Source organism: Pseudovibrio ascidiaceicola, assembly GCF_900114245.1.
GTDB classification, from domain to species: domain Bacteria; phylum Pseudomonadota; class Alphaproteobacteria; order Rhizobiales; family Stappiaceae; genus Pseudovibrio; species Pseudovibrio ascidiaceicola.
The window spans coordinates 851761-874353 of record NZ_FOSK01000001.1; the positions used below are offsets into that span (position 1 = coordinate 851761).

Here is a 22593-nt window from a genome sequence, read left to right on the forward strand (position 1 = left end):
CGGTGCCCTGGGTTGATAGGGCACTGACCAGTTTCTGCTGACTACACGAAAGCAAAGTCGCTTTCGCCAAGAAGTGCAGCATCCACATTCACCAGAGAAATGGAATTTGTACCAAAGGTGATCACGGTATCTCCGCCATCGTCGAAGATGGTGAGGTTGTCAAACTCAGCCATGCGGCTCTTGATCATGATGAGATCACTGCCAATCTCAAAGTCGTTGATGGTGTCATCACCTCCCAGATTGAAGAAGCAGAAGCTGTCAGAGCCTGAACCGCCTGTAAGAGTGTCGTCACCGGCGCCTGCAATCAACTTGTCTGCCCCAGAACCACCGTCCAGAGTATCGTCTCCCGCACCGCCTTTCAGCACATCGCTGCCAGACCCACCACGAAGGGTATCGTGACCGTTCCCGCCAATCAGCTTGTCCTTACCGCCATTGCCGAGCAGCGTATCATTGCCAGCTTTGCCGGTCAGAATGTTGCTGGCAGCGTTGCCGATAATGGTGTCATTGCCGCCACTACCAATCGCGTTTTCGATAACGGCATTGTAAGCAATCGCCAGATTACTCAGGCCACCACCCACGTTGGAGAAGGAGCCATCAATGAGGCTGATCATCTGGTTGACCTTACCAGCTCCAGACATGTCGATGGTGTCATTGCCACCAGCATCCCAAATGGTAACTGCGCTGGGCATCTTCTCAGAGAAATCATAGGCACCACCAGCATTGGAGTTGTAGCCGTAGACTGTATCATCCGCTCGGGTGGTCATGTTCACCCCATAAAGCTGCTGAAGCGCCAGAACATCCAGCGGCATGAGCGTATCCGGGAAGCCACCATAGCCGAGGTTGGAATCCGCGTTGCTCTCATCAAAATAGCTCATCACGGAATACTGCTGCGTGTCCTGCCGGAACTGAGCATGATCATCATAAGTGATGCGAACACCCGGACCCGCATTGTAGTCCCCCGGATGCGCCAGTCCCACAGCATGACCGATCTCGTGCATCACAGCAAAGTGGCTGTAAGAGCCGGTGGGCAACTCCTCGGTTGAAACGCTGTTCGTGTTCAGCCAGACGTCGCCTTCATTTTCACCAGCCTCCGGCGAACCTGGGTAATAAGCATAGGCACCAGCACCATCCGTGGTGGAGTTGTAGTTGGAAAACAGCATAGTCGCATCGTCGGTGTATCCGTCCGGGTTCACCCGATCAAACGTGATATTGGCAATTTCTGAGTAGGAGGCCAGCACCTTCTCAATAGCTGCAATCTGTTCATCAGTGACATGCGCAAATGTGTCTTCACCCCCGTTGTTATTCTCCCGGAAGCCATAAGTCACTGTCGCTGCGGTACCCGGTCCACTCCATGAAAGGCCAGGGCGAAGCAGGGCACCTGCGCCCATGTTGCCGTCATAATAAGCTTTGTCACCTTCCACGGCAGACAAGCCATACTGGCCAGTGCCTTGGTCACCATAGGACGCTACATCAAGATAAAAAGTTCCGCTGGTTGCTGCGGTAAACGTAATCGTGGAATGTGTGCCCGGTCCGCCGTCATCGTCATCCACCAGCAGGTTCCCATCGGCGTCCCGCAGGCGCAGATAAGGATCGTCCAAGCGGCTTTCGCCATCAAAAGTGCCAATTGCAGCGAAGGTATAGGTCTGCCCGGCAACCAGCTCGACTTCATACCAGTCGTGGTCGCCGTCACTGCTAATAGTGCCTTGAACCGTCTCGAAGATGTTGTTGTTCGATCCCTGCGCGTCCTGCCCCGTGTCCCTTAAACGGTAGGATGTGGACGCGTTGTCTGCGGCATCTCTGGTCTCATAGAGATTTGTCATTATGTTTCTCCAGCTTAAAATGGACATTCAGATGAATGAGTTCATTTTCACTGGGGCTTCGGAAGGTCGTCCGTCCGCCCAGTATCTTCCAGGCACGCACGTTCCACTTGCTCAATGGCATATTGAACTGTCCGCTGTTGCTCCTTGCTGCTTTGCAAGGGGCTGCCAGCCACAGCCTCCTTCAACCGTTCAATGGCATAGGAACAAGTGGGGTCTGAGTAGGGCCGGTCAGGATTAACCGGCATTGAGGCTCTCACTCCGAAAGCGGAAAAACAGAAAGCAACAACCGCAATAAGCAATCTGGCGTTCTTCATGTGTCACAGCATCCAGTTCAAAAGCTCATGGACCATCAGAGAAGAGCAAAACACAGGTCAGGCAACAAGCAATAATGATCCATGACCGGCAGAAATGACGTCTACCGATGACCTCCCACACATTATGTAATTATCATGCGTACATGAATTTACTAGCAGTTGACGTAGGGGTAGAAAAACGAAATATCCTTAGGCGAATATATGCAAAAAGCATTATTCATCAAAGATCTGGCATTATTGATAGATTAGGTAGATTTATCGTGCATTATTATCAACTAAAATGACATCAATTAATGTAATTATATTGCGCTTATGGGGCTTCAATTAGTTTTATTCATTAGATTTCACGTGGAGTAGCTGGCTGATAAACTGGTATGTCTGCTCAGCCAGCAATCTACGCTACGGCAATTAAGAGTCTTTGTCTTTCAGGCCAAACTTCTCACTGAAGACTTCGATCACTTCTTTGCACTCAGCGCCTACTTTATCCTGTTTCTCACTCAGGCAGGTCAGGACACGTCCACCGCCAACTTCTGTTTCTGAGCACTGAGCTTCAATATCTGGAGCACAAATTGCCAGAGCCTGTCTGGCGTTCGCGAAGAAGAAGTCCAGAGCGTCGGCGAAGTCATCAATCGCAGTTGAGCATTGCTGACTGAGTTTGTCCTCGTAGGCATACATGCATGCAAAAATGCGACCTTCTCCGGGTGTCACTTCCTTACAATGAGATTTTATCTCTGGTTCACAGGCTTCAAACACGCCTTGGGCTGCATTCTTTGCTGCTGTATCCTGCGCTATCGCATTGTATCCGGTGGTCGCAACCAACAAGCCAAGACCGAACAAGACAGCTCCGAGTGATTTAATCATTTTGGGGTCTCCAGAATAGAAAAATTACGGATTAACAACGACATAGACAGTCACGCCGTTTTGAAGGACAGGTCTGTAATAGACGCCGCCGCAGTTGTAATAGGAGTTATAGGGGCTGCAGCCAGATATGGACTGGCGATAGTTGGTGCGTCTGGATGTTCTGCGGGATGTCCGTCGTGCGACGCGTCTTGATTGATTAATCTGAGCATTCTGGGCGTTAGCTTTGCCGACAGAAAAGAGGAGAGCCACGCCGGTTGGAAGCTCGTTAAAGTCGATTTGACTGGTGTAGCCAAGTGACCCTGCGATGACCGCTGCTGCGAGTAATTTCAGTCGCATGTTTGTTTCCCTGAGTTGATGTGGTCTTCGGCGCCAGACCAGTCCGATGAACGGGTGCACTGGAACTTTGCCAATCGCTTCAGCCACTGGCTTCCACGCATTTGAAGATGCTTAGGGACAAACGTTAGAGTTATCTTTCAGGGGCTACTCGCGTTTTAGGCATACAAAACCTCAAGGCATTCTGTCGGGCAACGATTCAAGTCAGCATCAAGTTTTTATGGGGCGAAAGCTTCAAGTTTGCTCAAACCTTGAGAGATCTCCTTCAAGCCGTTTTCACTCAAACTCTCATATATGGAGGCAAGAGCTTTCTAGCTAAGCATAATGGACTGCAAAGAAATAAGCTGTCACCGCATTGGTCTGGAGTTGCTATATGTCGGATGTAGACGCACAAACAATCTCGCCAGAAGTTGAGGCTTGGGCTGAGAATGTACTAAGCGCTTGTAATCTAAAATGGAACGGGCCCACGAAGGGCTTTGAGCGGGAACCTAAAGAAAACCTGCGCATTGATGGTAAAACGCCAGTTGCCGATCACATCAACTACCTCCGAAAAACATTAAACACCATATATGACAGACGATCCGAGATCGCAGGCAAGGCGAAACTCGACCGTGATCTTGCGATGCACCTCCAATATTTTGATCAGGCCTATGTTGCTGTTGATAGTAATATCGACAAGGCACAGGCCAGTATGGGCAGCGGAGATGCCGGCGGTGCACTCAGTGATGCTGTTGATCAGCTCGAATTCATGAGAGATGCGCTGGAAGCAGCCTATTACTCTGCAGCCAAAGACCCGGAGGAGGCTTATGCAGAGTTAACTGCCAAGATTGATACTGCAAAGGCTGAACTGGACGAGTTGGGCAAGGAAAAAGATAAAATTCAGGACGAGAACGCTCGTGAAGAGTTTGAGGACATCTACTCAGACGCCAGGGATGGGCTGGATCAGTCCTTGAAGACGCTGGAAGCTGACAAGTTCCTCGAAGCGGAAGAAGAGCTGGAAGAAGCCAAAGCCGTTATGCTTGATTTGCGGCCTGGCAACAGCGAAGACATCGCAAAACGGAAGAAAGAATATCAGGCTGTTGCCGAGGATGCCAAAAAGAACATCAAAAATCTGTCCAGCAAGCTGAGCACCTTGAGTGATCAGGAAAAAGTCAAAGACTTCAACAAGCACAAAACCTCCGCAAACAATCTGATCAAAAAAGTCGAAACAGCCCTCAAAAACGGCAAGGTTAAGTCCGTTCGTTCGGATATCCCGAAACTGAAGGGTGAAGTGGAAAAGATGAAAGCCTGCTTCAAGGTAGAGCCAAAAGCAAAGGCGCCACCCAAAGCCAAGCCTGGTAAAAAATAGCAGGTGATGCAAGCTGGACAACTGGCTGCTGATGAGATGACCCGCCACAACAGAGCCTCATAATCAGGAAATAAACGCCCCATGAAAACCACAGGCAAAGCTCTCGCGATGTGTGCCGCAATTTTGCTGAGTAGCTCAGCATTGGCAGCAGAGACTGACCAGAAAACCGTCATCAATCCAGACACCTTGTCGGATTCAACCAAGTCTGGGTACGCACAGATTGTTGTTGTCGCACCGGGTGCTCGCATCGCATATGTGGCTGGTCAGGTGGGTATTTCCAAAGATGGATCAAACACCTTTGAAGAACAAGTCGATCGAACTTTCAAAAACCTGATCAAAGCGCTGGAAGCAGCTGGCAGCAGTGTAGAAGACACGGTGAAAATCACAGTGCTGATTAAAGATCATGATCAGTCCAGACTGGACTATGTCAATAAAAAGCGCCGCGAAATCTTCGGCGCCAGCCCACCTGCAAGCACACTCATTCCTGTGCCAGTCCTTGCGACCGATATTATCGAGTTCGAAGTGGATGCCATTGCAATCGTGCCAGAAAAAGCAACTGCTGACTAAACTGTAATTATCTGATGATCCGTTTGCTCTGGTTCTCCGGCAATGCAAGGCTGGCGGATCATGTAGGGTTTTTGTCTCGTCAGGCTGTTTATCTATTCGTTTATGCTAACCTATTTTGAGGTCACTGTTTCGGTCGAATATCTCTGATCGTTTTTTGATTGCCTTGCCTGGAATAAAAATGACTGACAACCTGATCTCCCGTGATGCGAACCCACTTATCTTGGCGAGATTGCCAATTTCCTCGGGGTTGATCTTGGGTATCCTATCCCTGCCAGCCCACTTCTTCCTGCCTTTGGAGCTGTCTCACCAATTCGCAGCGATTGTTCTTGTGCTTATCGCTGGGGTTTACATTGGATACGCATTCAAAGATGGGCGAATGCATACAATCCTGATTGAAGTCGTGGTTGCCAGCCTGTTTGGGGCGGCGGCATTGCTCGGGCTTAACGGATATCCTATGGCAATAGTCGGTGCATTTGTCGCGCACGGGCTTTGGGATGTATTACACCACAACCTGATCGATACCCACATGCCTCGTTGGTACATTCCATTTTGTGCGGTGTATGATGTTGGAGCCGCCTTGGGTCTGCTGGCAATCTGGATGCTCTACTTCTAGGACTAAAGCAGGTGCTTTCTTCTCACTTGCGGAACTTCTGTCTGTACTGGGCTGGTGAAACCCCAACCTGCGCAAGGAACGAACGTCTGAATGCGTTCTCGTCAGAATAGCCCAGATCGTCGGCAACCTTGGCTATTGGCGTCGTTGTATACTCCAACTGAGACTTCGCACGCTCACAGCGGATGTTCAAAATAAACTGCTGCGGAGACATGGATAGTTCTCGCTTAAAGTGCCGCAAAAGGCTGCGTGTGCTCATACCCAGAAAGGCTGCGAGGTCTTGTACTTTGAGGGGGCGAGAGGACAGATTATTCTGGACCCATTGGTCCGCACGCTCAATCGTCTCATCCCGTGTCTTTTCATGCCATGGAATCATGAAGGGCTGCTGCAAGCCTCGATTTTCTTCAAGAACCATAAACCGCGCGCATAATCTGGAAAGGGCAGGGCCTTCCAGCCGGTTGATGAGATGCAGTGCAAGATCCAGAGACGAAGTCCCCGCAGCGCTGGTAATGACATTGCCCGCATCAACGAGTATTTCATCTCCAGCCAGTTCAACGCCGTCATAAGCCGCGCAAAACTCCTTCTGCTTCCACCAGGTTGTTGTGGCTTGCTTTCCCTCTAGCAATCCAGCTTCTGCCAGCAGAAACGTGCTGGTACAGCTCGCAGCAATGATGGTGCCGTTTTGAGATAGATGCTGAAGACGCTCTGCCACACCTCGAAACCAATTTGTGCTGATTGTGCATTGCGGGGCTGAGGTGGTGCCGATGCCGGGAAGAAACATCACATCAGGTGCAGAGATCTCTTCTAAGGCTCCATCGGGTGTCACAACAATACCGTTTGAGGATTGAACAGGCTCACCATCTAAAGAGTAAGTCCGGACCTGAAACGGCATAATCTCATCACCACGTACATCTGCGATCTGATTTGCGGTCTTGAACATGTCTGCGGAACCAAAGGCGGCTAACCCCAAAAAGTTCTCCAGCAGCAAAATGGCAATGGTCGAAGTCATGTTCAAATCTCATGTGGCGGATTATGTATGATTTGTGTCTAGTCCGACTATATCAAGTTTACTGCCAAAATCTAGGATCAACGGACCAAGGTCAGGTTAGAGCAGTAGGTCAGGATGAAACTTCACTTTCTTCGCAATGCAACTTTCATCATTCAGCATGAGCAGCATCGTATATTGGTGGATCCGATGCTGGGTAAGGTCGGCACATTGCCCAGCTACAGTTTCATTCGCCACAAAAGCCGAAGAAACCCAATGGTCCCGTTGCCTGATGGGACACAGCAGCACCTTGAGGGGCTTACTGCAGCGTTGGTGACGCACTGCCAGCTTGGCCATTCAGATCATTTGGACGGTGCAGCAAAGAAACTTCTGCTCGCCCAAAAGATCCCGACTTACTGTCGCTTGGATGATGAGGAGTTCATTGGAAAGAGAGGCATTCCCACCGTGCCGCTGAAGGATGAGCTGCGCCAACCGTTTTTCGACGGGCACATCACGCCAATCCCGACAGTGCACGGATACGGCTGGATCGCCAGATTTATGGGCCCCGGCGTGGGCTATTTTCTGGAATTACCCAACGCGCCCACCCTCTACGTGTCCGGTGATACCATCCTGACAAAGGATGTCCGGCACTGCCTGAAGACCCTGAAGCCGGATATCGCGATAGTCGCTGCAGGCAATGCAAGTCTGGATATCGGCAAGGATATTCTGATGTCGCTGGATGAGATCATGGAGTTCATCAGACTAGCGCCGGGACAGGTTATCGCGAACCACCTGGAAGCCATCAACCATTGCCCCGTAAAGCGAACCCAGCTGCGGGAACTGGCGGAAAAATCTGGTGGAAGCGACAAACTGCTAATCCCGGCAGATGGCGAAACACTCACGTTCAACAAGCAGCGGGAATACGCCTGATCAGCTGTCGGATGCCATCAGATCATCCCAGATAGATTGCGCGACAACGCCAACGTCCCTGTCGCGTTTGCGGATCTGAAACAGGCGGGACTGGCGCGGCTGGAAGCCTTCAACATTCAGCAGAACCAACTCACCGCGCGCCAGTTCCTCGATGATCATGTGCTCAGGAATGCCACCCCAGCCGAGTTTGGCCTGCAGGATTTCTTTCTTGGCGGCAAAGTCTGTCACCGTCCAACGCAACCCGCCTGGCAACAAATCCCGGCTTTGGCTGAGCGCTCCGCTGCCGCTGTCTGCCACGATGATCTGAGTATACGTCTGCATTTCTGCGATGGTCTTCATATGCCTGCTCTGCGCAGGTTCAAACTCAGGGTGTGCGACGGGTAGAATGGTGACATCCGCAAATGATACCGCTTCCACCTGCTCAACGGGCACGCCATCCATGCTGGCGATAATAATATCAGCCCGGTCATGGAGCAGCCGTTCAATCGGGCCACTCATGCTCTCGCGTGACAGATGAATATGCGTTGCCGGGAACTTCGCCCGTACATGGCCAATGACCTCAAGAACACGCTGCAAGGGCAAGGTCGCAGCAATCGCCAGTGAGACTTCAGCCTCCTGTGTCGCATTGAGCGTTTTCGCCAGACTGCCCAACTCGTTCATTTGCTGCATCACGCGAATGGCTTGCCGGTAAAACACCTCTCCCGCAGGTGTCAGTTTTGGGCGGTATGCCTCTCTGGACAGCAAGACCATATCAATTTCGGCCTCTAACTTCTTCAGCATGTGGCTGATGGCAGATTGTGACTTATGCAAACGCTCCGCCGCCCCGCGAAAAGTCCCTTCCGTTACAATCGCATGCAAAACAACCAGCTGCTCATAAGTCATAGAATACGCTCACTCAACATGATCTGAATTTCTAATCATTATCTTGAATATTCAATATTATCAATCAATCATGGGAGGCGTTATTTCCTCAAAGCCTAGCAACAAACACTTTGAGGAAAGAGCTTCCAATGAAACTGTTTTACAAACCCGGCGCATGCTCCCTGGCAACCCACATCACGCTGAATGAGATCGCAGCCGCCTACGAGATCGATAGCGTAGACACCGACGCAGGCAAAACCAGTGCAGGCATCGATTTCAAAACAATCAACCCAAAAGGCTATGTCCCCGCCCTTCAGCTCGCGTCAGGAGAGGTGCTCACAGAAGGCGCAGCGATCCTCCAATATCTGGCAGACAATCACCCGGAGCGCGGACTGGCTCCCAAAGCTGGAACCGTTGCCCGCGCCCGTCTGCAGGAATACCTGAACTTCACCAGCTCAGAACTCCATAAAGCATTCACCCCGTTTTTCACCGCATCAGCAACGACGCAGGACAAGGAGAAGGCTGCAAAGAACGTTGCTGCCAAGCTCAGCTATCTGGAAACTCTGTTCAGTGATGGCAGAGCGTACCTTCTGGGCGCGGAGTTCTCTGTCGCCGATGCCTATCTTTTCGTGGTTTGCAATTGGTCGAACTTTGTCGGCATCGACCTGATGGGTTGGCCGTCCCTCGCAGCTTTTGTCGAGCGCACCAGCCAGCGCCCATCAGCACAGGCCGCAATGAAAGCTGAAGGCCTGATCTGATGAGCAACCCACAAGCCTTTGCAGAAGTTCAGAGGGTGATGACAGGCTACTTTGACGGCCTCTATCACGCAGATACCAAGGCCCTTGCTGAAGTGTTCCACTCCGATGCGCGCTACGTCAATATGATCGAGGGGGACTACATGCATAAGTCTCTGAGCGAGTACTTTGAGATGGTGGGTCGCCGTATCCCGCCCGCAAGCAAAGGGGAGCCGCGACAGGACCGCATCCACTCCGTGGAGTTTGGTGGTTCTCAAATGGCCTTCGTCAAAGCCTCAATGACCATGATGAACCGCGAGTATCTGGACTTCCTCACCCTGACCAAAGACCAGCATGGCTGGCGGATCATGACCAAGATCTTCACCTACATCGCAAAGCCGGAGGCAAGCTGATGCCTTATGTAAACATCAAGATCACCAAGGAAGGTGGACCAGACGGCAAAGGCCCAACCGCAGATGAAAAAGCCGAGGTGATCGCGGGCGTAACAGAGCTTCTATCCCGCGTGCTCAACAAAAAACCAAGCACGACCTTTGTGGTGATTGATGAGGTTGACCTTGAGGACTGGGGCATTGGCGGTCTACCAGTCATCCAGTATCGCCAGCAGGTGTCTTAAAACACCTCAAGCAAAAACGCAGGGCCCAAACCCTGCGTTTTTCAGTTCGCCTTACTCCGGCAGAATTTTCAGCGTCACATTCCGGTCTGGTACCAGAAAATCGGAGGCTGCCACAACCAAGTCATCCGGTGTGATCTGCTCCAGAATTTTCGTGTAATTCTGATAGCGTTGGATCGCCTCTGGGTAGCTCACGGCCTGACTTGCCAGCTCAAACCACAGCCCATTGCTGTGTTCTGCATTGTTCATAGCTTCCAGAATAGGCTGACGAGCCCGCAGCAATTCATCTGCTGTGATGTTGCCCTTCACCTGCAAGCCTTTGACGATGTCGCGATAAACAGTCTCTGCTGCATCCACATCATCCAGTTTCAACTTGCTGGACATTCCAATGTAGCCGAAGCCTTTGATTGTGTTGGAGTTCATGCTGAACGCATAAGGGCTGTAAGTCGCGCCCATTGCCTCACGCAGTTTATCGCGCAGCCGAAGCTCTATGATGCCCTGCAGCAACTGCAGCGTGTAGCTCTGCGTTGCATCTGCATCATCACTGGTCTTCCAGTAATGCTGCAAAAGCGCCGCGTCACTGTCACCCTCATGGGTCAAAGAAACAGCCTGTGCCTCTGGAAACTCAATGCCAGTTGCGTAGCTATGTTTCGGAGCGTCAAAAGACTGCTGCAAAGCACCAAAAGTCTCGGCAACTGCGTCCAGAGCAGCCTGCACCTCAAGGTCGCCTACAATACCAATCTCGATCGGACCTTTTTGAGCGATGCGAGAGATGATCGGCTTCAGTTCCTCATAGTTACGCTCCAGCAGAGCCTCTTCACTTCCTGCACCCCAGCGTTTGTCGCCACTATGCAAAATGCGGGAGAACTCGCGTCCACGAACAGCTTCAGCAGAGCTACGGGAGTTTTTGTAGGTCTCTTTCAGGCTCTTTTGATAGAATGCAGCGCCTTCAGGACGATAGGCCGGATCCGTCAGATAAGCCGCGATCACCTGCAGCTGCAGCTTCAGATCGTCCGGTGTCGTTCCATATTGTCCGGAAATTCCATCTTCGCCAAAGGAAAGACCAACACCAACCTGGGTTCCGGAAAGAACCTTATCCAGATCAGCAACCGAGTACTTGCCAAGGCCACCAACAATAAACGCACTCTGGAAGAAGCCCGCCAAACCGTCTTTATCAGCAGGCAAGTCTTCAATACCGCGACCTGTGCGCAGGGAAACAAACACCTTGCCCTTGTCAAAGTCGGTCTGCTTAAAGTTCAGCACCACACCGTTTTCAAAAGTGTAAGAGCGGATCTGTCCAAAACTGGTGATCGTCTGCTGAGCAACTTTGCCTTTCGGCCCAAAGCTCTCGTAGTCAAAGTTGGTTAGAGATTTGGCTTCAAAGGCAGCAACGGGGCGCGATTGGCTCTCTTCAAACACGGAGAGAATGGTCTCCTCGGCATTTGGAAATGTCTCTGCAGTCGTCATAAAGAGGTTTGGTTGCGCACCTTCCCAAAGCTCTAGCAGAGCCTTTGAGACCTGTCGGGCTTTCAGGTCAGAAAAGTGCTCCTGAAAGAAGGCTAGATTATCGGCAGAGGATGTGGTGACGCTCTCATTGAGCACATCCCGCACGAGTCTGTTGGCAATAGCGCGGTTTGGAATGGTCTCCTCCGCTTTCACAGCAACTTCCAGTGAGTTGAGACGGTTCACCAGCTGTCGGTCAACTTCTTCCTGTGTCACGCCATAAGCCAGTGTTTGCCGAAGTTTTTGCTCCAGCAATGCAAAACCGTCCTGCCACTTGTCGGTGGCAACAGTCGCGCTGGCAACAACAGTATCGGCAAAGTCTTCGCTGTAATAATCTGTGCCAGCAGTGACCATTGTATCGTGAGAGGCAAGAGCTGCATCACGCAACCGCTCCTTCAAAATACTGATGCCGATCCCACGCAGTGTGTTCTGAATACGGTTCTGCTTGTTATCAACCAGTTCTTGAGAAGGCTTGACGAGATAGATGCTCACAACAGTCGGCAGGGACGGTTCAACAAAAAACGCTGCACGCGGAGCGTCAGCAACCTTCAATGTCCCAAAATCGGGCTCCTCGCTGTCCAGCTCCTCTGCATTCGCAGGGCGTTTCCAGTCCGCAAAATGCTTCTGTATGGCTGCTTCTGTCGCCTCAACATCAATATCGCCAGTCACAACCACTGTGGTCCGGCCCGGCGTATAATAGCTTTCATAAAAGTCGCGCAAGGTTGCTTGGTCAACGGCATCAATGCCGTCCATCGTCCCAACCGGCAGCAGGGTCCGCGGTTTCACACCCGGATAAAGGTAGTCGAATCTGGCAACCAGCGCATCATAACCGGGGCCGTAATTGCCGCGCACTTCAGAGGCAACAACACCACGCTCACGGTCAATCGCACTTGTTGAAAGCGTCAGCTCGCTTGCTGTCTCGCGCATAATAAACAGCGCAGTGTCCAGCAACTCCGCATCAGCTGAGGGCAGGGAAAGGCGGTATGTGGTGCTGTTCAATGTGGTCGCTGCATTGGTTCCGGCGCCAAACGCCAGTCCTGCGCGCTCCAGCAGGGCCACCATCTCGCCTTCTGGCACATTGGTCGAACCGTTAAACGCCATATGCTCCAGATAGTGAGCGGCACCTGGTTCCGACCCTTTTTCCAAAGAGGAGCCAGCATCAACCGCCATACGAACCTCAATCTGGTTCTTGGGGGATTGGCTCTGAACCAGCAGATACCGCATGCCATTGGGCAGCTGACGAGAGATTATTCTGGGGTGCAGCTTAAGGTCGGTTTCAGGAAACCAATAGGATTGCTGATCTTTAGCAACCTGCAGCGTCGGCTTTGGCTGAGGGGGAGTGGCGGTCTCCTGCGCATAAACAGGAACAGAAAAGACCAGTCCAGTACTCAGCAGTGCTGGCACCATAAGGTGTCGGATTACGTGCATTATTGTTTCCCTGCGTGCCGCCCAAATTGTCGCTGTGCTTTTGTAATGGTGCTCCAAGTGTGAAGATGTTCACGAAAGCACAACCCCATGCTTCAGCGCGCAGGTTTTGCAGACTTTATTGAAGTCCGTCACAAAATAAATCCTAAGCTGAACCCGAGTGCCCGCGAGGTCTTCACCTCGTAAAAGCTACATCTGCGTAATTATCATAAACTTTGCGGTTATCTATATGCTTTCGCTTCATGTTGCTTTTGTGGCAAAAACAACTTTGAGGCTATGATGTAAAGCAACACCACAAAACAAAAACGCAGAACCTAAGCCCCGCGTTTTCGTCAAATCAATGCGTTCGGTTGAAGCGATGCTTAGAGCGGCAGCTCGCTGACGCCGCCGTTGGCTGCAGACCATTCCAGCGGATTGTTGAGGAACTTCTCAACTTCGTTCACCTTCTCAGCTGAGAAGTAATCGTTCGTGCGGCAAACGCGCAGGATGTCGTGCCATGTGGCAAGGTAGTGCAGGTTCACACCATGCTCCGCCAGCTTGCCCTTCGTTTCCGGGAAGATGTCGTAGTAGAACACCACCAGCGTGTCGGTCACGTCAGCACCTGCCTTGCGCAGAGCTTCACAGAACTTGATTTTGGAACCGCCATCGGTGGTCAGGTCTTCCACCAGCAGCACGTTCTGCCCTTCGTGGATGTCACCTTCAATCTGCGCGTCACGGCCATAGCCCTTCGGCTTCTTGCGCACATACTGCATTGGCAGTGCCATCTTGTCCGCAATCCATGCTGCAAACGGAATGCCAGCTGTCTCTCCGCCTGCGATCGCATCAAACTTCTCAAAGCCTGCATCACGCAGCAGTGTTGCCACGGCAAACTCCATCAAGGTGCCACGAATGCGCGGGTAGGAGATCAGTTTACGGCAGTCGATATAAACCGGGCTCGCAAGGCCGGATGCCAGAATGTACGGTTCTTCTGGACGGAAGTTCACCGCCTTGATTTCCATGAGCATTTTTGCGGTCAGTTCCGCCATCACTTCGCGGTCAGGAAAAGAATTGGAAAACATCGCTGTCCCTCAAGTCACAGTAGGTGGTTTAGAATACGTGGGATGACAGGGAGCTGGCACCGCATGCATTCATGTCAAAAAAAAGCAGCTTGCCCCGGCCATATTAGGTGCAAACTGCTTTGAAACTCATCTTTAGGTCTCAACCTTCCAGAATATATCAAATCCCGGATTGAAGAGGGTCACCGGCCCATCCGGTGTTGGAATACTCGGCGGGTAACTGACCTTTTCATCGGCCTTTACCAAATCAATGGTGGTCTCGTTTGGTGCCATGCCATAAAACGCCGGACCATTGAGAGAGGTAAACGCCTCAAGCTTGTCGAGCGCGCCTTCCTGTTCAAACACGTGTGCCAGACAGCTCATAGTGTTTGGCGCAGAGAAGATACCAGCACAGCCACACTCACACAGCTTGTTCTGGTCAAGGTGCGGAGCACTGTCTGTACCAAGGAAGAAACGTGCATCACCAGAGGTAGCCGCAGCACGCAGCGCAAGGCGGTGCTTTTCACGCTTCGCCACAGGCAGGCAGTAAAAGTGAGGCTTGATGCCACCAACAAGAATGTCGTTGCGGTTGATGATCAGGTGGTGCGTGGTGATCGTTGCTGCCAGATTATCACCGCCAGACTTGGCATAGTTGACGCCTTCTTCCGTCGTGATGTGTTCCATCACCACTTTCAGCTTAGGAAACTTGCGGCGGATCGGGTCCAGTACAGTTTCAATGAACACCGCTTCTCGATCGAAGATGTCCACGTCAGAAGTTGTAACCTCACCATGCACCAGAAGCGGCAAGCCGATCTCTGCCATGCGCTCCAGAACGCCGGCCACCTTATCAAAGTCGCGCACACCACTTTGCGAGTTGGTCGTCGCGCCAGCAGGATAAAGCTTCACCGCAGTCACCAGACCAGACTTTGCCGCCTGTTCCAGATCATCCGCATCTGTGGTTTCTGTCAGATAAAGCGTCATCAAAGGAGTGAAGTCGTGATCCTCTGGCATCGCCGCGAGAATGCGATCCCGGTAACCGGCAGCATCCTGACTGGTGACAACAGGCGGCACCAGATTGGGCATAATAATCGCGCGGCCAAAATTTGCGGAGGTTGATGGCAGAACGGATGTCAGCATCTCACCATCACGTAAGTGCAGGTGCCAGTCATCAGGCCGTCTAATGGTCAGGCGGGTCTCGGTCATCTTCATGCTCCGTGTGGTCGAAAGGCTGCGCGACATCGGTTTACTGCCCAATGCCACCAAATCTCAAGGCAAAAGTGAGTTTTTTGAGCATCTCGCACAAATACGTAGTTAAGGGAACTAGCCCTTCGGCTGAAATGCGCAACGTAAAATCTCAAATTCGAGCCAGCTACGCAGAATTCGCTATCCACATCTTCGTGGGATCAATCGACCCAGCACAACTCCTAGGCGAATCTACCTGTCAATTCTCGCAGATAGCCAAGCCCCAAATTTACATGGATTGATCTGATGGGTGGATTATCATAATGTTCCCCATATGTACTAGTTTAATTCTCTGTTGGTTCTAGTTTTCGAGGGCGAGTCGTAACGTCAGTCTTCGCAACTTGATCTCTTTCAAATGAAAAGCATGACCATATCAGCTCGCACAGCAACGGCCTCCTCAGCCAATCCCACTCCCAAGGAGAAGATCACCTCCTTGCCATCACGTGTTTCCCCTGTTCACCACGGCGCAGGTGAGCAGGGGCGCGTGTATTTTATCGAAGAGGTCATCCGCTCAACTGTGCTCTATGATCTGCTGAAGGTCCTGCGTGACGCCCAGTTGCCAGACGCATGGCTCGCATCCGGTGCAATCTACCAAAGTGTCTGGAATGCACTGACGGGCAGGGAGGCCGGACACGGCATCAAGGACTACGACCTGATCTATCATGATGAAGCTGACATATCCTACGAGGCCGAAGACCGTGTGATCACTAGTCTCGCCAAAGCCTGTGACCCTCTGAGGCTTCCAGTCGAAATCCGCAATCAGGCCCGCGTGCACCTCTGGTTCCCCAAGCATTTCGGCATAGACTATCCCAAACTCGGCTGCTCGCTGGAGTCACTCCTCTACTACGCCTCCACAACCCACTCCGTCGCCGCTCGCCTCCACGACGATGATCGCCTGCAAATCGAAGCCCCCTTCGGACTGGAACCCATCTTCCAAATGCAGATGCTCCCCAACAAGGTCCTGCCAAACGAAGAGACCTTCACCCGCAAAGCCACCCGCCTCACAGAACACTGGCCGGAACTGACAGTCGTCCCTTGGTAGGTCGGCGCAATTTTTTCGGGGCATTTCAAACCCCACTTTTCAGTCCGCAAAGATGGCATTTCTTCGCCAACCACTTGTAAGCATTGGCATGACCAGCCGGCCTCAACAGCACGCGACCTGTAATTGATCCTCAACATTGTTTACCAAGGCCCAACCCACCAATGGATTATCTCATTGGAATCTTTTAGTAGTTAGAAAGAGTAGGGCATCTCCCCGAGGCATGGATTCCAATCTTCGGCTCAGAGTATGCATAAACATGAAGTGTCAGAGCATCATTAGTGATCCAGTTTGATCGCCAGATACTCTGAAATGAACCGGTGCAGGCGTCATCAGGGCTATGCCAAAATTAGTGCGTCACTCAGCTTTGGCCAATGCCAACTTGGAGTACCTGGATCAGGCAACGCTCGCGGACCCTCAACTCACCAGTGAGGAGGATCGCAAGCGTTTACTTGAGCTGGTCCTTCGATCCAATGCGCATCTGATTTCCGCAATGAAGGGCATCAGATCCCTCCAGCTGCCAGACTGGTGCATCTCCGGCCCCTCCATCGCATGGCCACTTTGGACCGCGTTGAAGGGCAATCCTGCCATGGCAGGCAACCACCAGCTCTACATCACCTACTACGATCCATCAGAGCAAGCCCTCGAAAAAGAAGCCACCTACCTGCGCCATATCCGTCAGGTCCTGAGCGCTGGGCCATATCAGGTGCACCTGTCCAATCAGGCAGGCCATGTCATCCATCATGACAGCGAGCGGATGAGCAATGGAACACCAGTCACATGCACCGCAGAAGCGTTGGTACGTGACCCAGTCCAAACCTACGCTCTCGGTGTCCGGCTTGAGGTCAATGGAAGTTTCACCGTCCTGGCGCCGTTCGGCTTGTCTGGTGTTTTCTCAATGAAGATGGAACGCAACACCGGATATTGCGACGAAGAGCACTTCCTCTACAAACTCCGCCGCGTGGAAGCCATGTGGCCAAGCGTTGCGCTCAGATAACGCATGTCAGTGCACCGGCAAATAGCCTCTTTCAATCAAATGCACGGTCAAGCCAACTGGAAACGGCAGGGCAACTGCATTCTCATAATCGCACTTTGAACTTGGGGATCCATCCGGGCAGGCATATTTCCGAAAATCCTCTTGGTCACCCCTACTTTTCTCTGTTGCTTGTACGACGGCTTCCATCCCGTCTCCTAAACAGGCTCGCGTAGCAGCCCAACCTGCAAGAAAACCATTCTCGCCCCAAAGCGCCTTTTCAGAGTCAGCCAATTCCTCGAGATACGCCAGTTCTTTGCGAAAGGCAGGCTGATAGGCAGGCTCCAGATTCACATCGGTGATTTTGTCGTAATTGAGCTTTTCAATGTAAAGCGGCGCAAAGCTCCTCGCATACGGTGCAAAGAGATAAAAGAAGCTGTTGTCCGCACTCACAAGTTCAAGTGTACCGTCTCCGTCCAGGTCTTCAAAACTATAACCGTACCCACCATCCAGCACAGCACCCTGAACCATCACCCAGGTTCCGTTCCGGTTTTGCGTGATGATCTGCTGTTCTACACAACAATGCGCCCCACCCGTAAACCGCTTGATCACGACCTGAGGAAACTCAGTCTCGTTGGCAAGACGAATAACTTCAACGCTCTGGCCGTATTGAGGAAAATAACTCGGCTCCGTTTCAAACGAGAATACTTTGGCTTGCTCAGTCCACCCGACAACCTGTACTTTCGAATTCTTTGAAAACTCGTCATTCGGATCAGTCTGTTCCGTGATGAGTACAGCGTCGATACGCAGCGTTTCAAGCTCAAGCGAAAAACGAGGCTGTGATTCAAACTCACCAAAATGCAAGTTTTGGGCGGGCCACACGGTTTCCACATAGCGGCGGCCATGAGATAGATAGGCATCCTCAGGCAAATCAATCGAAATCTGCTGGCGGGCCAACTGCAGATTTTTAAAGTTTACAGGGCCAACAACCACACCAAACCAACCGTTTTCGGAGCGAACCACCCGCATTTTGTCCTGATAGGGTGTCCCTTGCAGCGCACCTTGAAAACCTTCAGCCAGTTGCACTGCTTCGCTCGCATCTTGCCTGCTGGCGAAGACAAGCCATTGCTGACCACCGGAAAGGCTGAGACCCTCTGCAGCAAGGCCTATGCTTGGCGCACTAAAAAGTGTGAGCAATAAAACTATAAACACTCTGAGAAACTGCATTGCTCAACTCCAGACGCGGCACTGACTAACCCCAAAACCAATTAAAGCAGGTTCAATAGGTTGCTTCAAAGAGTTTTGCCAAAGCTGACAACAGGAAAGGTCAATCAAACCTGTTGATGTCGAAATCCGCCGTCTCTCGCAAAAACTCAATAAAACCATCCACCTGATGTTCCGCGGTTAAACGCCCCTTTTCCGAACTCGCATTCGCAGCATTGCCCACTGTTCCATGAGGGTTCAAATCAGAAGCAATCCAGCCATAAGAGGGAAGTCCGGTAGGTCCCAGCCTTGCATTCTCATCAAGGTCTTGAGCTGTTGATCGGAAGTCTTGGGCATGCTGCATGTCAACAAGGTCTGCCCGGAAATGCAGCATTAACGAAGTTTCCTCATCGCCTCCATGCAGCCCGAACTTCAACTCTTCTTCGCTGAATAGCCCCTTTGGTGCGCCAAAGCTGGACCAATGACATTTGCCAACCAACATCTTGCAGCGAATGCGAAGCTCCCGTGCGACAATGCCAATCAGATCGAGATTACCTCCATGAGAGTTGGCGATGATCATTTTCCGGATGCCACAGGCGGCAACGGAACTACCAATATCAATCCAGTGTTTGGCTGCTGTATCCGCTCTCAGTGAGAGAGTCCCAGGCGCATGAATATGTTCATCGGACTTCCCGATGCATTGCAAAGGCAGAATGCGGAAGTCCAATGCTTCCGGTGCACGGGCACACAGGGTCTCAAGCATGCCCTCATTAATGTATGTGTCCACGCCAAGTGGTAGGTGAGGTCCATGTTGCTCAACAGCGGCCGTCGGCAAAATCGCAATCGTCCTTTGAGCGTCGACATTCTCAAAGTCAGTGGTTTTAAAATCCATCCAATAGCGTCGAGGAAACATGGCGGGTACCTCTGGAATCTGTCGCTGTCCGCAGGCCATCTTTAGTTGGCCTGATAGGAGGGGGTTATGCTTTGCAGAGGCCTCGGGTCTTTCGGTCAATCACCTTTAAATGACGAAGTCTCGAGCTTTCAGTAGAGCTGTCCATGTTGTAATGGGCGACATATCTGGTTTTTACCCAAGGGTTGCAAAGCACACGCACGCCGCGCAAAATGGTTTTCTTGCCGGGCGTGCCCATAAGAAAACTAAGCCATCTTGGAGCGCCGCAGGTGGTAAAAACGGCAAGTTTCTTAATGTTCTGCAAATTTGGTTTGATCGCACCCTCTTCAGTCAGCTTAAAAGCAACTCCTGGCACCAGCACGCGATCAAGCCATCCTTTGATCATTGCGGGCAAGCCATACCACCAGGTTGGGTAAACAAAGATCAGCGTGTCGCAGCGCTGCAATACATCAATGTGGTGCTCAAGACCCTGTTTGTTGAGAGATGTGTCCAAATAGCTGTCCAGATCGCTCTTGGTAAGGACAGGCTGAAAATCCTCCTCATAAAGATCAATGAGATCCAGGCTGACGTGTTGACGCTTGAGTGTCTCCACCACCTGATCAAGGACAGCTTTGCTGAAACTTTCAGAATTCGGATGACAATAGACGATCAGGGCATGCATGTTTTTATCCGGTTCAAATATATTTCTATCAATTTATACCATGCTTTATGTCAGTTGATGCCTGCTTCTCATTGAGTTTCATCATTATGATCCTGTGAAAACCGTCCGGTCCGTAATCTTCCTTAACTCAGCTGAAATTTTTTGTAACCTAATGATAATATTAGGATAAATATGAAAAATATGCGATTTTATTATGCTGACCCTACGGTGTATTGAAGTAATGCCTCAATATTTACACAATTTTGTATATTTTTTAGTGTGTACTTTCTGAAAGGCCAATTCAGAAGACAAGCCGTGAGCCACCAGGAGGAGGTGAGCCCCGGCAAGAAGAAGCGAAATCGCCAATCAAAAATGAAAACCGCTTCCATTCCTCCCAAAAGTAATCTGCGCCTGATGAATGGTGCACTGTGTAACTCATCAAATAAAAAGCAGAACCAATGACGAACCACAGACCTACTCTCCGATCCGTTCAGGCTCCATCAGCCGTTGTTATGATCCGCCCTTTGTTTTTCAGCACAAGCAAAGATGCGGCGCAGAGCAGTTCTCGCAGTCTTATTGGGGAATCTCAAAGAGACATTGATTTTGCAGAACAGGCGTATGTTGAGATTTCAGCTGCGGCAGACGAGTTGAGTAGGCACGGTGTTGATGTTCATCTGTTTGAAGATAAATCCCGCGACACGCCAAAGTCTGTTTTTCTGAACAATTGGCTGTCTACGCATGCTGGCGGTTATGTCACCATCTATCCAATGCAGGCGGAGAGCCGTCGAAAAGAACGCCGTGATGATGTGATCGAGCTTCTTAAAACTGAATACCGCGTTCAGGATGTGGTCGATTTTTCAGAGCTGGAAGAAGAGCAGCAGTTTCTTGAAGGAACGGGGGCAATGGTATTCGATAATATCGAGCGCGTTGTCTATGCTGTCCCGTCAAATCATGCAGATAAACAGGCGTTGGAACAGTTCTGCGATCATTTTAAATATGAGCCGGTGATTTTTGAGGCGCAGCATTCTGATGGCAAGCCCGTCGCTCACACCAATGCAGTTCTTTGCATTGGCACTGGCATTGCGTTGATCGGTTCCGACTTGATTATAGATCCAGCCCAAAAGGCAGAGATCATCCGTCGCTTAGAGCAGTCTGGGCGTCTGGTTGTACAGTTGAGTAACGGACAAATTGAAGCCTGCGTGGGACGTTCCATAGAGTTACATAGCAAAACAGAAGGCTTGTTGCTCGCAATGTCAGAGGGAGCATACGCTTCCTTACACCAAGAGCAGATCGATCTGATCGAGCAAAGCACCAAGATTGTTCAGTTGAAACTGGATACCATTGAACAAGCTGGCGGCTCAGCCCGCTGCACAATGGCTGGCATCCATCTCAACCTGCGTGAATTTGAACCTGAGCTGGAAACTGAGGCTACTTAAAGTTTCCCTGCTGGGTATCGCTTAAATCGACAATATCGGTGACCGTCAGAACTGCTGGCGTGTCACCTTTATTTTTGACCCAATGCCGCACCTCAGAGTTTTCGTTGATCACTTCCCCGAGTTTATGGATAACCGGTACGCCGCATTCATTACTATATTCAACAAACTCGCCTTCTGTCACCAGCGCCAGAGCTGGTCGGTTCTCATGGCCATGCAAGAGAACATGTCCCCCGGGTTGAACCGTAATGGTCCGCATGCGCAGGTTATGATCAGGGATGTTGACCTTCTCTTTGCCAAGATCGATAGCGTCAAGTTCTTCAGTCTCTACCAGATAGTTCTCTGTCGGAGCACTATCGTCAATGGCAGAACCTTCCTGACCAGGAGGGCATTGCCCGGCCTGAGCAGATGGAAGAGCTAAGCCTGCAAAAAGCAGCGTGGTCGCTGCGAGTACAATAGTCTTCATAGAGATCTCCAATGTTCCGGCCAGAACATAGCCCAACTGAAAATCTAAGGTGCCGAGATTCGAGAGCATGCTGAACTCTCGATGAAGTCAGCTGATAAGAAGCAACTAAAATCATTCTGTCGAGTTTCTTGACCCTATCCATAGTCAGTGAAGCCATTTGCATCGGGGATAGTTTTTTTGTTTGGGGGGATAAGATTTGATAGAAGGAGGATAAGTCCTTCCTATCAGTTGGCCGGAGCGCGGGGTGCTGGTGATGCCAGCTATAGTCCTACGCTTTTCTAAACGCATTGTTCCATTGTCGTGAGTGCACATAAGAGCGCAAAGAAACGTTGTTTCGCTCAAAATCACGCAAACGAACGCAACTGCGGTGTTTCTCACTGGGCGTCTGCTCACTGCCCCGTTGGGATTGCAGTGAGTTCAGGGTGTCGCCGCATAAGCCACGACCTCCATGCCCTCTCATTCACTATTCAGTTTTCAAAGAACACGGATTGCTCCGAAGATTGCCTGCAGGCGTTTTGAGAGAATGCAGCCTGATTTGATCGCGGTCTATTCCTGTAATGTTCTCCCTGAGACTCTGGTGGCTGGGAGTTAGAGCAGGAAAGTGGCTGGTGGTATTAAGGGGACATGAGGCGGCTGAACGTTCCCGTTAGGTGAGCTTAATTGGATGGAATTGTCCCCCACAGGTCTGGTGTGGAATTGAAACGGCGTGTTTCTGCGGATTAGGTATGTTT

The 22593-nt window shown here is 51.1% G+C and carries 23 protein-coding genes; 10 read left to right on the forward strand and 13 right to left on the reverse strand.

The features are described 5' to 3' along the window. Nucleotides 1-41 precede the first annotated feature (41 nt). The 4 genes from BM231_RS04110 to BM231_RS04125 form a co-directional block, all read right to left on the reverse strand. Nucleotides 42-1820: a M10 family metallopeptidase C-terminal domain-containing protein gene (locus BM231_RS04110; protein ID WP_093516903.1), complete on the reverse strand. Its 1779-nt coding sequence runs from the start codon at nt 1818-1820 to the stop codon at nt 42-44. A gap of 47 nt (nt 1821-1867) precedes the next feature. Continuing rightward, nucleotides 1868-2065 carry a hypothetical protein gene (locus tag BM231_RS04115; protein WP_093516905.1) on the reverse strand — a complete coding sequence of 66 codons (198 nt, stop codon included), beginning with the start codon at nt 2063-2065 and terminating at the stop codon, nt 1868-1870. Nucleotides 2066-2542: 477 nt separating this feature from the next. Next, nucleotides 2543-2995 (reverse strand): cysteine rich repeat-containing protein, encoded by a 453-nt coding sequence (locus BM231_RS04120; RefSeq protein WP_093516907.1) that lies wholly within the window; start codon nt 2993-2995, stop codon nt 2543-2545. A gap of 24 nt (nt 2996-3019) precedes the next feature. Then, nucleotides 3020-3331 (reverse strand): hypothetical protein, encoded by a 312-nt coding sequence (locus BM231_RS04125; protein WP_093517106.1) that lies wholly within the window; start codon nt 3329-3331, stop codon nt 3020-3022. Nucleotides 3332-3701: 370 nt separating this feature from the next. Between BM231_RS04125 and BM231_RS04130 the strand changes: the two genes are divergently transcribed. The 3 genes from BM231_RS04130 (at nt 3702) to BM231_RS04140 (ending at nt 5856) form a co-directional block, all read left to right on the forward strand. Further along, nucleotides 3702-4676, forward strand: a complete 975-nt coding sequence (locus tag BM231_RS04130) for a hypothetical protein (protein ID WP_093516909.1) — start codon at nt 3702-3704, stop codon at nt 4674-4676. An 81-nt stretch (nt 4677-4757) separates the two neighbouring features. Continuing rightward, nucleotides 4758-5243 (forward strand): RidA family protein, encoded by a 486-nt coding sequence (locus BM231_RS04135; RefSeq protein WP_093516911.1) that lies wholly within the window; start codon nt 4758-4760, stop codon nt 5241-5243. Between the two features lie 178 nt (nt 5244-5421). Next, the gene (locus BM231_RS04140; RefSeq protein ID WP_093516913.1) at nt 5422-5856 is read left to right on the forward strand and encodes a hypothetical protein; all 435 of its coding nucleotides are present in this window, start codon (nt 5422-5424) and stop codon (nt 5854-5856) included. Nucleotides 5857-5878: 22 nt separating this feature from the next. Here BM231_RS04140 and BM231_RS04145 read toward each other — a convergent pair whose 3' ends face one another. Further along, on the reverse strand, nt 5879-6862 hold the full coding sequence (locus BM231_RS04145) for a GlxA family transcriptional regulator (RefSeq protein WP_093516915.1): 984 nt from the start codon (nt 6860-6862) through the stop codon (nt 5879-5881). A gap of 114 nt (nt 6863-6976) precedes the next feature. Here BM231_RS04145 and BM231_RS04150 point away from each other — a divergent pair, with 114 nt between their 5' ends. Continuing rightward, entirely contained in the window at nt 6977-7768 is a 792-nt protein-coding gene (locus tag BM231_RS04150; protein ID WP_093516917.1) for an MBL fold metallo-hydrolase, read from the forward strand. On the opposite strand, the gene BM231_RS04155 is transcribed toward BM231_RS04150, so the two are convergent. Continuing rightward, nucleotides 7769-8650: a LysR family transcriptional regulator gene (locus BM231_RS04155; RefSeq protein ID WP_093516919.1), complete on the reverse strand. Its 882-nt coding sequence runs from the start codon at nt 8648-8650 to the stop codon at nt 7769-7771. Nucleotides 8651-8778: 128 nt separating this feature from the next. On the opposite strand from BM231_RS04155, the gene gstA reads away from it, so the two are divergent. The 3 genes from gstA to BM231_RS04170 are packed head-to-tail and all read left to right on the forward strand — an operon-like array spanning nt 8779 to nt 9997. Continuing rightward, complete coding sequence (gstA, locus tag BM231_RS04160; protein WP_093516921.1) at nt 8779-9387, forward strand: glutathione transferase GstA; 609 nt, start codon at nt 8779-8781, stop codon at nt 9385-9387. Continuing rightward, complete coding sequence (locus BM231_RS04165; protein WP_093516923.1) at nt 9387-9776, forward strand: nuclear transport factor 2 family protein; 390 nt, start codon at nt 9387-9389, stop codon at nt 9774-9776. Before gstA ends, BM231_RS04165 begins: the two co-directional genes overlap by 1 nt. Continuing rightward, nucleotides 9776-9997: a tautomerase family protein gene (locus tag BM231_RS04170; RefSeq protein ID WP_093516925.1), complete on the forward strand. Its 222-nt coding sequence runs from the start codon at nt 9776-9778 to the stop codon at nt 9995-9997. Before BM231_RS04165 ends, BM231_RS04170 begins: the two co-directional genes overlap by 1 nt. A 51-nt stretch (nt 9998-10048) precedes the next feature. Here BM231_RS04170 and BM231_RS04175 read toward each other — a convergent pair whose 3' ends face one another. The 3 genes from BM231_RS04175 to pyrC form a co-directional block, all read right to left on the reverse strand. Beyond that, the gene (locus tag BM231_RS04175) at nt 10049-12925 is read right to left on the reverse strand and encodes a M16 family metallopeptidase (protein WP_093516927.1); all 2877 of its coding nucleotides are present in this window, start codon (nt 12923-12925) and stop codon (nt 10049-10051) included. Nucleotides 12926-13284: 359 nt separating this feature from the next. Continuing rightward, nucleotides 13285-13980 (reverse strand): orotate phosphoribosyltransferase, encoded by a 696-nt coding sequence (locus tag BM231_RS04180; protein WP_093516929.1) that lies wholly within the window; start codon nt 13978-13980, stop codon nt 13285-13287. 132 nt (nt 13981-14112) lie between these two features. Then, the gene (pyrC, locus tag BM231_RS04185; protein ID WP_167550258.1) at nt 14113-15159 is read right to left on the reverse strand and encodes a dihydroorotase; all 1047 of its coding nucleotides are present in this window, start codon (nt 15157-15159) and stop codon (nt 14113-14115) included. A gap of 403 nt (nt 15160-15562) precedes the next feature. On the opposite strand from pyrC, the gene BM231_RS04190 reads away from it, so the two are divergent. Further along, complete coding sequence (locus BM231_RS04190; protein ID WP_093516931.1) at nt 15563-16240, forward strand: nucleotidyltransferase family protein; 678 nt, start codon at nt 15563-15565, stop codon at nt 16238-16240. Between the two features lie 337 nt (nt 16241-16577). Further along, a complete protein-coding gene (locus tag BM231_RS04195) occupies nt 16578-17234 on the forward strand; it encodes a nucleotidyltransferase family protein (protein ID WP_208860040.1) in 657 nt (218 codons plus the stop codon). A gap of 6 nt (nt 17235-17240) precedes the next feature. Here BM231_RS04195 and BM231_RS04200 read toward each other — a convergent pair whose 3' ends face one another. The 3 genes from BM231_RS04200 to BM231_RS04210 form a co-directional block, all read right to left on the reverse strand. Next, entirely contained in the window at nt 17241-18437 is a 1197-nt protein-coding gene (locus BM231_RS04200) for a hypothetical protein (RefSeq protein ID WP_093516933.1), read from the reverse strand. A 100-nt stretch (nt 18438-18537) separates the two neighbouring features. Beyond that, nucleotides 18538-19326 (reverse strand): creatininase family protein, encoded by a 789-nt coding sequence (locus BM231_RS04205; RefSeq protein WP_093517112.1) that lies wholly within the window; start codon nt 19324-19326, stop codon nt 18538-18540. A 64-nt stretch (nt 19327-19390) separates the two neighbouring features. Next, nucleotides 19391-19984, reverse strand: coding sequence for an NAD(P)H-dependent oxidoreductase (locus BM231_RS04210; RefSeq protein WP_208860041.1), 594 nt, complete (start codon nt 19982-19984; stop codon nt 19391-19393). Nucleotides 19985-20421: 437 nt separating this feature from the next. Here BM231_RS04210 and BM231_RS04215 point away from each other — a divergent pair, with 437 nt between their 5' ends. After that, nucleotides 20422-21399 (forward strand): arginine deiminase-related protein, encoded by a 978-nt coding sequence (locus BM231_RS04215; RefSeq protein ID WP_208860042.1) that lies wholly within the window; start codon nt 20422-20424, stop codon nt 21397-21399. Here the strand turns inward: BM231_RS04215 and BM231_RS04220 are convergent. Further along, nucleotides 21392-21931 (reverse strand): cupin domain-containing protein, encoded by a 540-nt coding sequence (locus BM231_RS04220; protein WP_093516939.1) that lies wholly within the window; start codon nt 21929-21931, stop codon nt 21392-21394. The genes BM231_RS04215 and BM231_RS04220 overlap by 8 nt on opposite strands. Between the last annotated feature and the right edge of the window lie 662 nt (nt 21932-22593).

Coding starts and splice junctions, on each gene's coding strand:
- BM231_RS04110 (WP_093516903.1), bottom strand. CDS start 1,820: ATGACAAATCTCTATGAGACCAGAGATGCCGCAGACAACGCGTCCACA.
- BM231_RS04115 (WP_093516905.1), bottom strand. CDS start 2,065: ATGCCGGTTAATCCTGACCGGCCCTACTCAGACCCCACTTGTTCCTAT.
- BM231_RS04120 (WP_093516907.1), bottom strand. CDS start 2,995: ATGATTAAATCACTCGGAGCTGTCTTGTTCGGTCTTGGCTTGTTGGTT.
- BM231_RS04125 (WP_093517106.1), bottom strand. CDS start 3,331: ATGCGACTGAAATTACTCGCAGCAGCGGTCATCGCAGGGTCACTTGGC.
- BM231_RS04130 (WP_093516909.1), top strand. CDS start 3,702: ATGTCGGATGTAGACGCACAAACAATCTCGCCAGAAGTTGAGGCTTGG.
- BM231_RS04135 (WP_093516911.1), top strand. CDS start 4,758: ATGAAAACCACAGGCAAAGCTCTCGCGATGTGTGCCGCAATTTTGCTG.
- BM231_RS04140 (WP_093516913.1), top strand. CDS start 5,422: ATGACTGACAACCTGATCTCCCGTGATGCGAACCCACTTATCTTGGCG.
- BM231_RS04145 (WP_093516915.1), bottom strand. CDS start 6,862: ATGACTTCGACCATTGCCATTTTGCTGCTGGAGAACTTTTTGGGGTTA.
- BM231_RS04150 (WP_093516917.1), top strand. CDS start 6,977: ATGAAACTTCACTTTCTTCGCAATGCAACTTTCATCATTCAGCATGAG.
- BM231_RS04155 (WP_093516919.1), bottom strand. CDS start 8,650: ATGACTTATGAGCAGCTGGTTGTTTTGCATGCGATTGTAACGGAAGGG.
- gstA (WP_093516921.1), top strand. CDS start 8,779: ATGAAACTGTTTTACAAACCCGGCGCATGCTCCCTGGCAACCCACATC.
- BM231_RS04165 (WP_093516923.1), top strand. CDS start 9,387: ATGAGCAACCCACAAGCCTTTGCAGAAGTTCAGAGGGTGATGACAGGC.
- BM231_RS04170 (WP_093516925.1), top strand. CDS start 9,776: ATGCCTTATGTAAACATCAAGATCACCAAGGAAGGTGGACCAGACGGC.
- BM231_RS04175 (WP_093516927.1), bottom strand. CDS start 12,925: ATGCACGTAATCCGACACCTTATGGTGCCAGCACTGCTGAGTACTGGA.
- BM231_RS04180 (WP_093516929.1), bottom strand. CDS start 13,980: ATGTTTTCCAATTCTTTTCCTGACCGCGAAGTGATGGCGGAACTGACC.
- pyrC (WP_167550258.1), bottom strand. CDS start 15,159: ATGACCGAGACCCGCCTGACCATTAGACGGCCTGATGACTGGCACCTG.
- BM231_RS04190 (WP_093516931.1), top strand. CDS start 15,563: ATGACCATATCAGCTCGCACAGCAACGGCCTCCTCAGCCAATCCCACT.
- BM231_RS04195 (WP_208860040.1), top strand. CDS start 16,578: ATGCCAAAATTAGTGCGTCACTCAGCTTTGGCCAATGCCAACTTGGAG.
- BM231_RS04200 (WP_093516933.1), bottom strand. CDS start 18,437: ATGCAGTTTCTCAGAGTGTTTATAGTTTTATTGCTCACACTTTTTAGT.
- BM231_RS04205 (WP_093517112.1), bottom strand. CDS start 19,326: ATGTTTCCTCGACGCTATTGGATGGATTTTAAAACCACTGACTTTGAG.
- BM231_RS04210 (WP_208860041.1), bottom strand. CDS start 19,984: ATGCATGCCCTGATCGTCTATTGTCATCCGAATTCTGAAAGTTTCAGC.
- BM231_RS04215 (WP_208860042.1), top strand. CDS start 20,422: ATGACGAACCACAGACCTACTCTCCGATCCGTTCAGGCTCCATCAGCC.
- BM231_RS04220 (WP_093516939.1), bottom strand. CDS start 21,931: ATGCTCTCGAATCTCGGCACCTTAGATTTTCAGTTGGGCTATGTTCTG.